Here is a 14,463-nt window from a genome sequence, read left to right as displayed (position 1 = left end):
CAAAGCGGCCTGCGTGCCGCTTTTTGTTTTGCCGGTGATATAGGTGAGTTGTGAGGTGGGGATTGCAGGTAGGCTGAGTTTAAAAATCCCAGCCGGGCTGTGCTTGCAGTTCACTGGGAGCGCCTTCCTGTGCCTTGCGGCGGGCGGCGTCGACCCGCGCCTTGCGGTTGCGGCACAGGCGCATCACCTCTTGTTGCTGGGCAGGGGTCATGGTGAGCCAGTTGAAACGCTCTTCGCGATTGCGCAGGCACCCCTTGCAGTAGCCTTTGTTGTTCACTTCGCAGACCCCGATGCAGGGGCTCTGTAGCGGGAATATTTCGAGCTGTTCCATCCATCACCTCGCACATCCTGTCACCTTGTTATAACCCAGCGGATCCCCTTTGGAGAAATCCTGCTTCAAGTGATTGATGTCGTTTGCTTTCCCCCTGCAAATTTGGCATCTTCCCCGCCGAGCATGGCTCTTGGTGTTATATGAGGACATATGAACAAACACGCGTACTGGCTGACCGCCGCAGTGCTGGGACTGGCCGGTTGTGCGGGCAACTCTGACAAAGCAGAAGTGCCCAAAAAACAGACCGACAACAGATGCTTTCTTAACTGCGAGGTGCCGGAAAATCTGGGCAAGCAGTATCTGGACGGAACCTTGCCTGAGGATCTGGTGAGGGTGGAGCGGGTCAATAGCCGTGCGCGTGCCGACTACAGCAAATTTGGCCCGCAAAGCAGACTGGTATTGGAGCGCTCCGGCAAGATGACCCGCCGTTATGGCGAGCTCTATCACCAGCTCTCCCGCTGGGTCGCGGGCGGTGGCAACCCTGCCGACATCACCCGTTACGGTATCAGCCTCGCTCAGCTGGGCGGCGCCGATCGCATGGGTAACGTGCTCTTTACCGGTTACTACTCGCCGGTGCTGGAAGTGCGCCACCGCCCGGATGCCAAGTACAAATATCCCATCTATGCCATGCCCAAATGTGGCGGTCGCTGTCCGACCCGGGCCGAGATCCATCAGGGGGCCTTGGCCAACCGCGGGCTGGAGCTGGGTTACAGCAAATCCCTTATCGACAACTTCCTGATGGATGTGCAGGGCTCGGGCTTTGTCCACTACGGGGATGACGATCGGCTGCAATATCTAGGCTACAGCGGCAAGAACGGCCACGGTTACGTCAGTATCGGCCGGGTCTTGATCGACCGCGGCGAAGTGCCTAAAGAGCAGATGTCGATGAAGGCCATCAAGGAGTGGGCCAACCGACAGCCGGAGGAGAGCGTCAAGGAGCTGGTGGAGCAGAACCCCTCCTATGTCTTCTTCGAGCGTCGACCCACCAATGATGTGATCGGCGCCGCCGGTATCCCGCTGCTGCCGCTGGCGGCCGTTGCCGCCGACAAGACCTTGCTGCCGATGGGTACCCCGATCCTCGCTGAAGTTCCCTTGCTCGACAAAGAGGGCAACTGGACCGGCAAGCACCAGCTGCGGCTGTTGATTGCGCTGGATGTGGGCGGGGCGGTGAAGAAGGGGCACCTCGATCTCTACCACGGTATGGGTGAGAAGGCCGGTGTCGCTGCCGGTCACTACAAGCACTTCGGCCGGGTCTGGAAGCTTGGCCTGCACCACGGACCGACTGCCGCCCCCTGGTTGTAATCCTCTGAGGCTTTGGGCGTCTGTAATCGGGCGCCCGAGCAAACCCGAGCAAAGATGAAGAGACAAAAAAAGCCGCCGGATTGCTCCGGCGGCTTTCTATTTTGTGAGAGTGGCAGCTGGTGGCTGCGTCAGCTCTTCTGGATATCCAGCCGGATAGCGCCGACCGGTTTGCAGCAGCAGGGGAGGCACTCCCCCTGGGCGACGAATGCCAGCGGCACATTGGGGTAGTGCACCTTGCCAGCCATCAGCGGAGTGCGGCAGGCGCCGCAATAGCCGCTGCGACACTGGAACTCCACATGATGACCATGGCGCTCCAGGGTTTCCAACACGCTTTCGCCGGGATGGGCGTGCAGCACGGCACCATCCCGGGTATGTACCCGTGGTGCCACGACCGCATGCTGTTCGGCAGGCGGGTGCGGGGCATGGGTCAGCGTGTTGTTGGCGTCACTCACAGCTCGAAATCACCCAGGTCGTCGGCATTGACTTCGCTGTCTATCTGACCGACCAGATAGGAGCTGACCTCTACCTCTTGCGGGGCGACCTGTACGTTGTCGGATGACAGCCAGGTGTTGATCCAGGGGATCGGGTTCTGCTTGGTGCCGGCAAAGGCAGGCTGCAGGCCGACTGCGCTCATGCGCAGGTTGGTGATGTACTCCACATACTGGCAGAGGATGTCCTTGTTCAAGCCGATCATGGAGCCGTCCTGGAACAGGTACTCGGCCCACTCTTTCTCCTGAATGGCCGCTTCCTTGAAGATCTCGAAGCAGGCCTGTTCGCACTCGGCGGCGATCTCGGCCATCTCCGGGTCATCCTGGCCGGTGCGCATCAGGTTCAGCATGTGTTGGGTGCCGGTGAGATGCAGCGCTTCGTCGCGGGCGATCATCTTGATGATCTTGGCGTTGCCTTCCATCAGTTCACGCTCGGCGAAGGCAAAGGAGCAGGCGAAGCTGACGTAGAAGCGGATTGCTTCCAGCGCGTTGACACTCATCAGGCACAGATAGAGCTTCTTCTTGAGTTCGCGCAATGTGATGGTCACTTCGCGGCCAGCGACGGTGTGGGTCCCTTCACCATGCAGGTTGTAGAGGGCGGTCGCTTCGATCAGGTCGTCGTAGAAGTGGCTGATGGAGCCGGCGCGCTTCAAGATCTGCTCATTGGTCACGATGTCGTCGAACACCTGGGCGGGGGTGTTGACGATATTGCGGATGATATGGGTGTAGGAGCGAGAGTGGATGGTCTCGGAGAAGGCCCAAGTCTCAATCCAGGTTTCCAGCTCCGGAATGGAGACCAGCGGCAGCAGGGCCACGTTGGGGCTGCGACCCTGAATGGAGTCCAGCAGGGTCTGGTACTTCAGGTTGGAGATGAAAATGTGCTGCTCGTGGGGCGGCAGGGCCTGATAGTCGATGCGATCACGGGAGACATCCACCTCTTCCGGGCGCCAGAAGAAGGAGAGCTGCTTCTCGATCAGCCGCTCGAACACTTCGTGCTTTTGTTGATCATAACGGGCTACGTTGACCGATTGGCCAAAAAACATCGGCTCTTTGAGCTGGTCGTTTTGGGTTTGGCAGAAAGTTGAATAGGCCATGGTTACCAGAATATGTGAATAGAGAAAACAGGAGAGCGGGAGCTTGTCGCTCCCGCCCGGTTATCAGTTCTTGCCGTGACTTAGATTTTGCAAGCCCCGCCAGCACAACCGTCATCTTGCAGGTCGGTCTGGGCATCGTCTGCACCATCACGGGTGTTGTGATAGTACAGAGTCTTGAGGCCGTATTTGTAGGCGGTCAGCAAGTCCTTGAGCAGCTGTTTCATCGGCACCTTGTTGCCTTCGAAACGGGCAGGGTCGTAGTTGGTGTTGGCGGAGATCGCCTGATCCACAAACTTCTGCATGATACCGACCAGCTGCAGGTAGCCGTCAACGCTCGGTTGCTTCCAGAGCAATTCGTATTGATCTTTCAGGCGATCATACTCGGGCACCACCTGTTTGAGAATGCCGTCTTTGGACGCCTTGACCGACACCAGGCCGCGCGGCGGCTCGATGCCGTTGGTGGCATTGGAGATCTGGCTGGAGGTCTCGCTCGGCATCAGGGCGGTCAGGGTGGAGTTACGCAAGCCCACGGACTTGATCTCTTCACGCAGGCTTTCCCAATCCAGATGCAGCGGCTCGTTGCACAGCGCATCCAGATCCTTCTTATAGGTGTCGATGGGCAGGATGCCCTGGGCATAGGTGGTCTCGCCAAACAGCGGGCAGGGGCCGAACTCGCGGGCAAGCTGCACGGAGGCTTTCAGCAGATAGTACTGAATGGCCTCGAAGGTACGGTGAGTCAGGGCCAGACCGGAGCCGTCGGAGTAACGGGCACCATTTTTGGCCAGGTAGTAGGCGTAGTTGATAACGCCGATCCCCAGGGTGCGACGACCCATGCTGCCCTTCTTGGCGGCGGCAATCGGGTAGTCCTGATAGTCGAGCAGGGCGTCGAGGGCACGCACGGCCAGATCGGCCATCTCTTCCAGATCTTCCAGCTTCTCGATGGCACCGAGGTTGAAGGCGGAGAGGGTGCACAGGGCGATTTCGCCACTCTCGTCGTCGATATTGTTGAGCGGCTTGGTCGGCAGCGCAATTTCGAGGCAGAGGTTGGACTGGCGTACCGGCGCCACGCTCGGGTCGAACGGGCTGTGGGTGTTGCAGTGATCGACGTTCTGGATGTAGATGCGACCTGTACCGGCACGCTCCTGCATCATCAGGGAGAAGAGGTCTACCGCTTTCAGAGTCTTCTTGCGAATGGCCGGATCCTGCTCGTACTTGACGTAGAGCTCTTCGAACTTGTCCTGATCGGCGAAGAAGGCATCGTACAGACCCGGCGCATCGGACGGGGAGAACAGAGTGATGTCACCGCCCTTGATCAGGCGCTGGTACATCAGCTTGTTGATCTGCACGCCGTAGTCCATGTGACGAACACGGTTCTCTTCGACGCCGCGGTTGTTCTTCAGCACCAGCAGGCTTTCCACTTCGGTGTGCCACAGCGGGTAAAACAGGGTAGCCGCACCGCCGCGCACGCCGCCTTGGGAGCAGCACTTCACGGCAGTCTGGAAGTATTTGTAGAAAGGAATGCAACCGGTGTGGAACGCTTCGCCGCCACGGATGGGGCTGCCCAGACCGCGGATGCGCCCAGCGTTGATGCCGATACCGGCGCGCTGAGAAACGTAACGCACGATGGAGCTGGCGGTGGCGTTGATGGAATCCAGGCTGTCATCGCACTCGATCAGTACGCAGGAGCTGAACTGACGGGTCGGGGTGCGCACGCCGCTCATGATTGGGGTCGGCAGGGAGATCTTGAAGGTCGAGACCGCATCATAGAAGCGCTTGATGTAGTCCAGACGGGTATCTTTCGGATACTTGGAGAAGAGGCAGGCCGCAACCAGCATATAGAGGAATTGCGGGCTCTCGTAGATCTCGCCGGTAACGCGGTTCTGGACCAGATATTTGCCTTCCAGCTGTTTGACTGCCGCGTAGGAGAAATCCATGTCGCGCCAGTGATCCAGATGGGTGTTCAGCTCTTCGAATTCGGCCTGGGTGTAGTCTTCCAGCAGGTGCTTGTCGTACTTGCCCATGTCCACCAGACGAGCCACGTGCTGGTAGAGGTGGGGCGGTTCGAACTGGCCGTAGGCCTTCTTGCGCAGGTGGAAGATGGCCAGACGGGCTGCCATGTACTGGTAGTCCGGGGTCTGCTCGGAGATGAGGTCAGCCGTCGCCTTGATGATGGTTTCGTGAATGTCGGCGGTACGGATACCGTCATAGAACTGGATGTGGGATTTGAGCTCTACCTGGGAGACCGACACGTTGTCGAGCCCTTCGGCGGCCCAGTCCAGCACGCGGTGAATTTTATCCAGATCGATGGGTTCTTTGTGTCCGTTACGCTTCGTCACAAACAAGTTCATTGGCTGATGACCTTCAGTTGATTCCCGAAAAACCATCGCACAATGGCGCTACCCTAGCTCCGGCGATATGCGGGAGTTGGGTAGAGATTGTGCGATGAATCACAAGATGTAGTGTTATTTTAAGTTCGAGCTACAAGATAGTGAGGTCAGCCCGCCATTGCAATGTGTGGATAAGTGACGAGCTGTGGATAAATTGTGAGTCTTGCCCCATCAGTTAGTGACCGCTCACAGTGAGCGGGTTTTCATTCGTCCGCTCCGCTAAATGCAAGTCTCCCGATCGAAGATGGAAAATTTAAATAACTTTTTTTGCTTGCGAAACGGGGGGCTTTTTACTAGCAAACGGCGGCTGATTATCCCTTATGCAACAAGGGTCAAAAGCTGTCCAGTTGTCGCAGCCGCGGGCTCAGCGTGGCAAGGGCTTTGCATCAGATGACGGTGGTTTGTGGCCGCTTTGTGACGGCTGCGAGCTTGTCAAATGGGTATCCAACAGGCAGAAAGCTGCCTTTATTATCCATGAATAGAGGCGTGATGGTGGCGCAGGACGCGGGAGCGTAAAGTAAGAGATGCAAGGGGCGAAGAGTCTCTTCGCCCCGTTATCGCATGTCAGCCGGTAAGGCTGTGCGTTACACCTTGGCCGTCAACTCGTAGCGCAGCCAGTGGTGCAGGGCCTGCACGGTGTCGAATTGCAGATCGGCGCCCCACTGGGCGGGATCTTCCTCATCATTGAGATAGCCCCAGCCAGCGACCGCGGTGCGCATGCCGGCGTTGCGGCCCGCTTCGATATCCCGCACATGATCCCCCACATAGAGGCAGTGAGCTGCTTCGACCCCTAGCTTCTCACAAGCAAAGAACATGGGGGCGGGGTCGGGCTTGCGTACCGGCAGGGTGTCGGCACTGACCGTCACGCCGCAGCTGGCGAGCTCTGGCAGGGCCGCCAGCAGCGGCTCGGTGAGAAAGCCCGGCTTGTTGGTGACTATGCCCCAGGGGAGCTGTTTCTCGTCGAGCCACTCGATAAGATCCACCATTCCCTCATAGGGACGGGTCCCGACACAGAGGTTGGCCGCGTAGTAGTCGAGCAGGGCATTGCGCAGGCGTGTGGCCCCCAGCTCTTCAAGCAGTTCGTCGCCGAGGCCCGCTTTCAGCAGCCCGAGCGCTCCGTGGGAGGTGGTCTGACGAATGATGTCGTCAGAGAGCGGCGCAAAGCCTTCGCTCACCAGCACATGGTTGACGGCGGCCCCCAGATCCGGGGCTGTGTCGAGCAGGGTGCCATCCAGATCGAACAGCACGCAACGAAGAGGCAGCAGGTGAGAGGAGCTCATCAACCGTGCTCCGGGCGGACAAACTCCACCATATAGTTGACGTCGACATTTTTGCCGAGCTTGAAACTGTTGGAGAGCGGTGCATAGTGCACCCCGCTCATATCCCGCACCAGCAGGCCAGCTGCTTCACCCATGCGACACAGTTCGGCCGGGGTGATGAATTTTTTGTGATCGTGGGTACCCTTGGGCACCATCTTCATCAGGTATTCGGCCCCGATGATCATCATCAGATAGGATTTGGGGTTGCGGTTGATGGTGGAGACAAACACCCGGCCGCCCGGGCGCACCAAGGTGGCGATGGCGCGCAACACGGAGGCGGGGTCCGGTACATGCTCCAGCATCTCCATGCAGGTGACCACGTCATATTGGCCTGGCACTTCAGCGGCATGGGCTTCGGCAGTGATCTGGCGGTACTCGAGCTCAACACCCTGCTCAAGGGCGTGCAGGCGGGCGACGCCGAGGGGTTCCTTACCCATGTCGATGCCGGTGACCCTGGCACCACGGCGGGCCATGCTCTCGGAGAGGATGCCGCCACCACATCCGATATCGAGAATGCGCTTGCCAAACAGACCGCCACTTTTGTCGGTGATCCAGTCAAGGCGTACCGGATTGATTTGATGCAGGGGTTTGAATTCACCTTCCATGTCCCACCAGCGGGAGGCGATGGCTTCAAACTTGGCGATTTCTGTCAGATCGACATTGGCATCACTGTTCATTTTTCGAAGATCCTGTGGCAGGGCGCCCGCTTCTGAGTCATGGGCGCAATCTATTGTCCTGGCGGGCATTATAACGGACGGACTTTGTCACACCAGCCCGATCTGATACCCGATTTGTGGCTTAAGGTATTTGGCTCAGTGTGTTACCATGTCGCGCTGTTTAAGCCAAAGAACAACTAATTAGGGATAAGGCTTTCTATGAGCGATCTGGCCAGAGAGATCACGCCGGTCAACATCGAAGAAGAGCTCAAGAGTTCCTATCTTGATTACGCCATGAGCGTGATCGTAGGACGAGCTCTGCCGGATGTGCGTGATGGCTTGAAACCGGTTCACCGCCGCGTTCTGTTTGCTATGAACGAGTTGGGGAACGACTGGAACAAGCCCTATAAAAAATCGGCCCGTGTGGTCGGTGACGTAATCGGTAAATATCACCCGCACGGCGATAGCGCTGTGTATGACACCATTGTCCGGATGGCGCAGGATTTCTCCATGCGTTACATGCTGGTCGATGGTCAGGGCAACTTCGGTTCAGTCGACGGCGACAGCGCCGCGGCGATGCGTTATACCGAAGTGCGGATGGCCCGCATCTCCCACGAGCTGCTGGCTGATCTGGACAAAGAGACCGTGGACTGGGTGCCGAACTATGACGGCACCGAGATGATCCCGGCGGTCATGCCTACCAAGGTTCCCAACCTGCTGGTCAACGGCTCCTCCGGTATCGCGGTGGGTATGGCGACCAACATTCCGCCTCACAACCTCACCGAGATTGTCAATGGCTGCCTGGCGCTGATCGAAAACGGCGACCTCACCATTGACGAGCTGATGACCTACATCACCGGCCCGGATTTTCCCACCGGCGGCATCATCAACGGTCGTTCCGGCATCGTGCAGGCGTACCGTACCGGTCGTGGCTCCATCTATGTGCGGGCCAAAGCTGAAGTGGAAGTGGACGAGAAGACCAGTCGCGAGACCATCATCGTTCACGAGATCCCCTATCAGGTGAACAAGGCTCGACTGATCGAGAAGATCGCCGAGCTGGTCAAAGAGAAGAAGATAGAGGGCATCAGTGCCCTGCGCGATGAGTCTGACAAAGACGGCATGCGCATCGTTATCGAGATCAAGCGCGGCGAGTCCGGCGAGATTGTGCTGAACAATCTCTACAAGCACACCCAGATGCAGACCACGTTCGGCATCAACATGGTGGCGCTCGATAACAACCAGCCCAAGGTGATGAACCTTAAAGAGATCCTGGATGCGTTCCTGCTGCACCGCCGTGAAGTGGTGACTCGCCGGACCGTGTTCGAACTACGCAAGGCGCGGGATCGGGCGCACATTTTGGAAGGTCTGGCGGTTGCGCTGGCCAACATTGATCCCATCATCGAGCTGATCCGCCACAGCGCGACCCCGGCCGACGCGAAAGCGGGCCTGGTTGCCAAGGGCTGGGAACTCGGCAACGTGGCCGCCATGCTGGAAAAAGCGGGCGACGATGCGGCACGGCCAGAGTGGCTGGAGCCGGAGTTTGGTATCCGTGAAGGCCAATACTTCCTGACCGAACAGCAAGCCCAGGCCATCCTTGACCTGCGTCTGCACAAGCTGACCGGCCTCGAGCACGAGAAGATCCTGGAAGAGTACCAATCTCTGCTGGATTTGATCGCCGAGTTGCTGCACATCCTGGCGAGCCCGGCTCGTCTGATGGAAGTGATCCGCGATGAACTGCTGGCCGTGCGCGAGCAGTATGGCGACGAGCGTCGCACCGAGATCAGCATGTCCAGTGCCGAGATCAACATCGAAGATCTGATCACTCCGGAAGATGTGGTGGTTACCCTGTCTCACCAGGGCTATGTGAAGTATCAGCCGCTCTCCGACTACGAGGCCCAGCGCCGCGGTGGACGTGGCAAGTCGGCCACCCGGATCAAGGAAGAGGACTTTGTGGAGCGTCTGCTGGTGGCCAACACCCACGACACCATTTTGTGCTTCTCCACCCGTGGCAAGGTCTACTGGCTCAAGGTTTACCAGCTGCCGGAAGCGTCCCGTGGCGCCCGTGGTCGTCCGATCATCAACCTGCTGCCGCTGGAAGAGGGTGAGCGTATCACCGCTATCCTGCCGGTGAAGGAATATGACGCCGAGAAGTATGTGTTCTTCGCGACCGCCAACGGTACCGTGAAGAAGACCAGCCTCTCCGACTTCAGCCGTCCGCTCTCCTCCGGTATCCGCGCCATCAACCTCAAAGAGGGCGATGAGCTGATCGGGGTGGATATCACCGATGGCAGCAACGAGATCATGCTCTTCTCCGATGCGGGTAAAGTTGTTCGCTTCGCCGAAGGCAGCGGTCGCGCTGATGCCGATGTCAGCGATGACGTTGAAACCGACGACGATGCCGGCAATGACGATGATGGCAGCGACAACGGTGAAGGCACCGAAAGCAAGGGTACCTTCAAGGGCGTGCGTCCGATGGGTCGTACCGCCGCTGGTGTACGCGGCATCAAGCTGGGCGCCGGCGACAAGGTGGTTTCCCTCATCGTTCCACGCGGCGAAGGTGCCATCCTCACCGCCACCGCGAACGGTTACGGCAAACGTACCGCACTCGACGAGTACCCGACCAAGAGCCGTGGTACCCAGGGCGTTATCTCCATCAAGGTGGATGAGCGCAACGGCAAGGTGATCGATGCGATCCAGGTCGAAGATACCGACCAGATCATGCTGATCACCAACGGCGGCACCCTGGTGCGTACCCGTGTTGCCGAGGTGAGCGTCATTGGCCGTAACACCGGCGGTGTCCGTCTGATCCGTACCGGTGAAGACGAGACCGTGGTTGGCCTGCAGCGTATCGTCGAGAGCGACGAAGACGAGAACGACGCTTTGGCCGTTGACGGTGAGGTATCTGAAGGTACCGATACCGCGACCGGCACTGATGCAGTCGATGCAGGGGAAGCGGGCGACGAGTAATCGTCACCTGTTACCCGAGCAACGTCTCTGAACAAAAAGAGCGACCCTGATGGTCGCTCTTTTTATTTATCTGCTTATTATGACAGGCAGATGAAAGTAGGGCTGGGTGCTGGCCTGATCACTCCTGCAGCCACATTCTGGCGCTGCGCGCAGGAATGGCGACCCGTACCCACTGGCTCTGCACGTTGACTACGGCCCCTTGGTCGAGCACGTCCCGATAGTTGCGATACCAGTTCATCTCGAACCTGGCGGTATCGAGCCAGTACTCCTGCTCATAGTCGCACTTGTTGATGCCGACCAGCCCCTGTTTGCCCCGTTTGAACAGCACGAAGCAGTCGCCACTGCCGACCAGCTGCATGGGTTGGCCCTGCACCGCATTGTGGAAGCGGATCATCCCCTTGAGATCGGCGCGTTGGTAGTAATCCTGCCAGCGCAGTCCATCCTTGGCCTGGGTCTCGCCGTGATCCGAATAGACCAGTGGCGAGCCACCATCGCGGCCGAGCAGATAGGCATAGGCCAGCTTCTCGTCAGTCTGGCTTAAGATCTGATAGCGGAAGCCGTCGTTGGTGGGGATGTCGTGGGTCACGGCAAAGGTGACGGCACGACTGCCCGGCAGCGCCTGACCATAGGCGCCCGGATCCGCCAGCAGGTTCATGCTGCCACCGTAACTGAACGCGCCGCGCAGGGAGGCAAACAACGGAAAGTCATAGGCACCCTGGCCGCTGCTGTCGAGGTAGGGTTTGAGGAAGCGCTCGTAATCGGTACTGCCAGCACCCCCTGTGGTGATCACCTCGCCAAACACGTGCATCCCCTGCTTGATCTCGGGGGTGAACACGGCATTGATCTGGTAATCGCTCATGTGCTTGACCGCATCGACCCGAAAACCCTTGATCCCCATCCCCTTGAGTGCCTTGAGATAGGCCTGTTGCTGGCTTACCACCCAGTTATTGGGATCCAGATCCGGCAGCCCCTTGTCACCGGCACCGCCACAGAGTCGCCAATACTGGACATGGCCCGGATCGCTCCAGTCACTGATGCACCCTTCGGGATGAAAATCCTGACCGGAGAGGAAGTTTTGCCCGAGATCGCCAAACAGTTTCTGGCGCTCGAAATAGGCCGGGTTGCTGGCGTAGCTTTGCAGCAGCTCGTTGCCGGGATAGTTGAGGTCCTGGCGTTTCCAGCTCTCGTTGGCCATGTGGTTGAGCACCACATCGGCATAGACGGCGATGCCCCGCGCCTTCATGGCGGCGATCAGCTGCTCGAGATCCTGTTTGTTGCCAAGGGGTGAGTCGACAAGGCGCAGATCCTGCGGCTGGTAACGGGCCCACCACTCGTTGCCGGATGACTTGAGAGGCGGCGAGATGAGTACCTGTTTGTAACCGGCCGACTTGATAAGGTCGGCTTTGGCGGTCACTTCACTGTACTTCCAGTTGAAGGCGTGCAGTATGACGTCGGCTTGTGCCAAGGGGACGATCAGCATGCCTGCGATCGCCCATATTCCCGCTGTGTGTTTCATTATTGTGTCCCTGTTTTTATAGATGCCTGAATGGGCAACCCAGCTTTGGCGGGAACAGAGTGAGCTACAATCCACAACCTGCAGATTTGTGACCGCTTTCAGGATGATTTCGCCGAATATGTGAACTGTTTCGGCTTTTCCTCGCCACCGCCAGTTGCCTTTTTACAAGTGATTTTTTTGTCATTTCCCTGTCATTCCCAGTCGCTATCCTGCCGGGCGAGTGGTGGGTTGTTGCCATCACCTTCACCGTCAGGAGCTGCATATGACCAGTTGGATCACGTGGGAAATTTGGTGGAGCCGGGTATGGGGCGAGTCAGAGGTGGCGCAGTATGAAGAGGATGAGCACGAAGTGGCTCATGAACCCTCGCGACTACCGGTTGAAATGGTGCAGCAGGGGCGGGATCAGCGCGCAGGCTAAGGCGTTAGCCCTCTCTTTACCGAATAGCGCTTTCTTGTCGCGACATGGCTACTTCGTTGGAAAATTCTGAAACGCGGGGTTTCCACAGGATGTGTCGCGGCAGGTCTTCCTCTCAACCTCTTGGCACGCCTGATGTGTGAAGGGCGTGAGCAGGGGGATTAGAAGAGCGACAGCTGCTCCCCGGGGCGGATAAACCCATCCAGCCTGAGCTGAATATGACGTTTGCCCAGATCGAGGCGCTTGCTGATGAGGCGAAAGCGCTGGGCCAGCAGATCGGCAAAGTGCCCCTCACCGCGCATGCGGGTACCGAAGGCGGTACTGTTGAGCCCGCCACCGCGGCTGGCTCGCAACTGATTCAAAATAGCCTCCTTCTGGCCCGGATAGTGGGTATCGAGCCAGTCCCCAAATAGCGGAGCCAACTCGTGGGGTAACCGCAGCAGGATGTAATCGGCGCAACTGGCGCCAGCCTCGGCGGCCGATTTGATGATCTGCTCCAGCTCCGGTTCATTGAGCCGCGGGATCATGGGGGCGGCCAGAACCCCCACCTGCACGCCAGCGTTGGCCAGCTTCTCGATCACTTTCAAGCGGCCGGTGCCCGTGCTGGCGCGGGGCTCCAGCTGTCGTCGCAGGGTTTCGTTCAAGGTCGTCACCGATACCATCACCTGACACAGTCCCTCTCTGGCCAGCTCGGTCAACAGATCAAGGTCGCGCAAGATCATGGCGCTCTTGGTAATGAGCCCGACCGGGTGGCGGTGGGCCAGCATCACTTCCAGCAACTGCCGGGTGAGGCGATAGCGCTGCTCGATGGGTTGATAGGGGTCGGTATTGGCGCCAATGAAGATGGTCTGTGGCAGATAGACAGGTTTGGCAAACTCCCGGCGCAGCAGGTCGGCTGCATTGCGTTTGGCAAACAGCTTGCTCTCGAAATCAAGGCCAGGGGAGAGCTCCAGATAGGCGTGGCTGGGTCTGGCATAGCAGTAGATGCAGCCGTGCTCGCACCCCTGATAGGGGTTGATGGAGCGACCAAAAGGCACATCTGGCGAGCTGTTGTAGCTGATGATGCTGCGAGCATCGATCTCCCGCACCTCGGTGCCAGGCACAGAGGGGGTGAATGCGGCATCCCAATCGGATGATTGCCAGCCGTCATCGACCGCTTCAACAAGGGGGCCGCTAAAACGGTGATCGATATTGTGGGGGCTGCCTCGTCCTGCCATGGTGTGCACCGATACTGTTTATACATACAGTTATTTTGCAGGTGCCCCGGATAAATGACAACTACTGCTGAGCGACCGGGTGCAAAAAGGGTTGTTGCAGGGATCTCTTGCTTGATTGCGGCGCTACATTTCGTTTACATAGACGAAATGAGAACTGGATCACGGAAATCATCATGAGCCCCACCACTTCCCGTTGGCTATTTATCGGTCTGATTGCGCTGGTTATCTGGCGTTTGCTTCCGCTCTCCACCGAGCAGGAGATGGCTGCTGCCAACCGAGCCTGGCGTATCGGTCACTTCGATGAGGCGACCCGGATCTGGTCGCCACTGGCCGATCAAGGCCAACCTCGGGCACAGGCACTCATGGGTTGGAGCCATGAGGTGGGGCAGGGGAGCGAGCAGGATATGAACCAGGCCATCATGCTCTATCGTCAGTCGGCGCAAGCGGGCGATCCCTTTGGCCAATACCGGCTGGGGGAGGCCTATCTGCGCGGTGTCGGGGTCAAGCGTGATCTGCGCCAAGCCTTTCACTGGATGGATCAGGCTGCCCGTAATGGTGATGTCCCGGCCATGCTGAAAGTCGGCGTCCTTCATCTGATGGGGGTCAGCGGCAGGGTCGATCTGCCTCAGGCGAAACAGTGGCTCTATCAGGCGGCACAAAAGGGCAACAAGCTGGCGCTTCAGGTGCTGCAAGAGCTGGCGCTGGCCGAGGAGGGGAGCAGTGACTTTGACTTCAACTGGCAATCTCTGCTTGGTGAATAGTCGGCAGGCG

12 protein-coding genes are annotated in these 14,463 nt (G+C 58.5%); 4 read left to right on the top strand and 8 right to left on the bottom strand.

Annotation, left to right across the window (positions count from 1 at the left end; translation table 11 throughout):
* Positions 1 to 79: 79 nt before the first annotated feature.
* Positions 80 to 331, bottom strand: coding sequence for a DUF1289 domain-containing protein (locus AB5Y82_RS13305; protein WP_042053709.1), 252 nt, complete (start codon positions 329 to 331; stop codon positions 80 to 82).
* Between the two features lie 150 nt (positions 332 to 481).
* Between AB5Y82_RS13305 and mltA the strand changes: the two genes are divergently transcribed.
* Positions 482 to 1,633, top strand: a complete 1,152-nt coding sequence (gene mltA / locus AB5Y82_RS13300; protein WP_019445143.1) for a murein transglycosylase A — start codon at positions 482 to 484, stop codon at positions 1,631 to 1,633.
* A 128-nt stretch (positions 1,634 to 1,761) separates the two neighbouring features.
* On the opposite strand, the gene yfaE is transcribed toward mltA, so the two are convergent.
* The 5 genes from yfaE to ubiG all read right to left on the bottom strand — a co-directional run bounded on the left by yfaE (position 1,762) and on the right by ubiG (position 7,598).
* Positions 1,762 to 2,085 carry a class I ribonucleotide reductase maintenance protein YfaE gene (gene yfaE / locus AB5Y82_RS13295; protein WP_368174075.1) on the bottom strand — a complete coding sequence of 108 codons (324 nt, stop codon included), beginning with the start codon at positions 2,083 to 2,085 and terminating at the stop codon, positions 1,762 to 1,764.
* Positions 2,082 to 3,215 (bottom strand): class Ia ribonucleoside-diphosphate reductase subunit beta, encoded by a 1,134-nt coding sequence (gene nrdB, locus AB5Y82_RS13290; RefSeq protein ID WP_005336708.1) that lies wholly within the window; start codon positions 3,213 to 3,215, stop codon positions 2,082 to 2,084. Before nrdB ends, yfaE begins: the two co-directional genes overlap by 4 nt.
* An 80-nt stretch (positions 3,216 to 3,295) precedes the next feature.
* Entirely contained in the window at positions 3,296 to 5,563 is a 2,268-nt protein-coding gene (nrdA, locus tag AB5Y82_RS13285) for a class 1a ribonucleoside-diphosphate reductase subunit alpha (RefSeq protein WP_019838757.1), read from the bottom strand.
* Between the two features lie 623 nt (positions 5,564 to 6,186).
* Entirely contained in the window at positions 6,187 to 6,882 is a 696-nt protein-coding gene (locus tag AB5Y82_RS13280) for an HAD family hydrolase (RefSeq protein WP_368174074.1), read from the bottom strand.
* Positions 6,882 to 7,598 (bottom strand): bifunctional 2-polyprenyl-6-hydroxyphenol methylase/3-demethylubiquinol 3-O-methyltransferase UbiG, encoded by a 717-nt coding sequence (gene ubiG / locus AB5Y82_RS13275; RefSeq protein WP_128816429.1) that lies wholly within the window; start codon positions 7,596 to 7,598, stop codon positions 6,882 to 6,884. The genes AB5Y82_RS13280 and ubiG overlap by 1 nt, the downstream gene beginning before the upstream one ends.
* A gap of 198 nt (positions 7,599 to 7,796) precedes the next feature.
* Here ubiG and gyrA point away from each other — a divergent pair, with 198 nt between their 5' ends.
* Complete coding sequence (gene gyrA, locus AB5Y82_RS13270; RefSeq protein WP_368174073.1) at positions 7,797 to 10,544, top strand: DNA topoisomerase (ATP-hydrolyzing) subunit A; 2,748 nt, start codon at positions 7,797 to 7,799, stop codon at positions 10,542 to 10,544.
* Positions 10,545 to 10,662: 118 nt separating this feature from the next.
* Here the strand turns inward: gyrA and AB5Y82_RS13265 are convergent, their stop codons facing one another.
* Positions 10,663 to 12,060, bottom strand: a complete 1,398-nt coding sequence (locus AB5Y82_RS13265) for an alpha-amylase family protein (protein WP_368174072.1) — start codon at positions 12,058 to 12,060, stop codon at positions 10,663 to 10,665.
* 262 nt (positions 12,061 to 12,322) lie between these two features.
* Here AB5Y82_RS13265 and AB5Y82_RS13260 point away from each other — a divergent pair, with 262 nt between their 5' ends.
* Positions 12,323 to 12,478, top strand: a complete 156-nt coding sequence (locus AB5Y82_RS13260; protein ID WP_019445149.1) for a hypothetical protein — start codon at positions 12,323 to 12,325, stop codon at positions 12,476 to 12,478.
* Between the two features lie 158 nt (positions 12,479 to 12,636).
* Here the strand turns inward: AB5Y82_RS13260 and AB5Y82_RS13255 are convergent, their stop codons facing one another.
* Positions 12,637 to 13,692, bottom strand: a complete 1,056-nt coding sequence (locus AB5Y82_RS13255) for a PA0069 family radical SAM protein (RefSeq protein ID WP_236353157.1) — start codon at positions 13,690 to 13,692, stop codon at positions 12,637 to 12,639.
* A gap of 173 nt (positions 13,693 to 13,865) precedes the next feature.
* Between AB5Y82_RS13255 and AB5Y82_RS13250 the strand changes: the two genes are divergently transcribed.
* On the top strand, positions 13,866 to 14,453 hold the full coding sequence (locus AB5Y82_RS13250) for a tetratricopeptide repeat protein (protein ID WP_368174071.1): 588 nt from the start codon (positions 13,866 to 13,868) through the stop codon (positions 14,451 to 14,453).
* Positions 14,454 to 14,463 lie beyond the last annotated feature (10 nt).

Origin of the sequence: Aeromonas sp. s13 (assembly GCF_040907905.1) — a bacterium.
GTDB lineage: Bacteria > Pseudomonadota > Gammaproteobacteria > Enterobacterales > Aeromonadaceae > Aeromonas > Aeromonas veronii.
The sequence above is the reverse complement of the archived record's forward strand: the minus strand, read 5'-3'. Positions and strand labels throughout refer to the sequence as shown.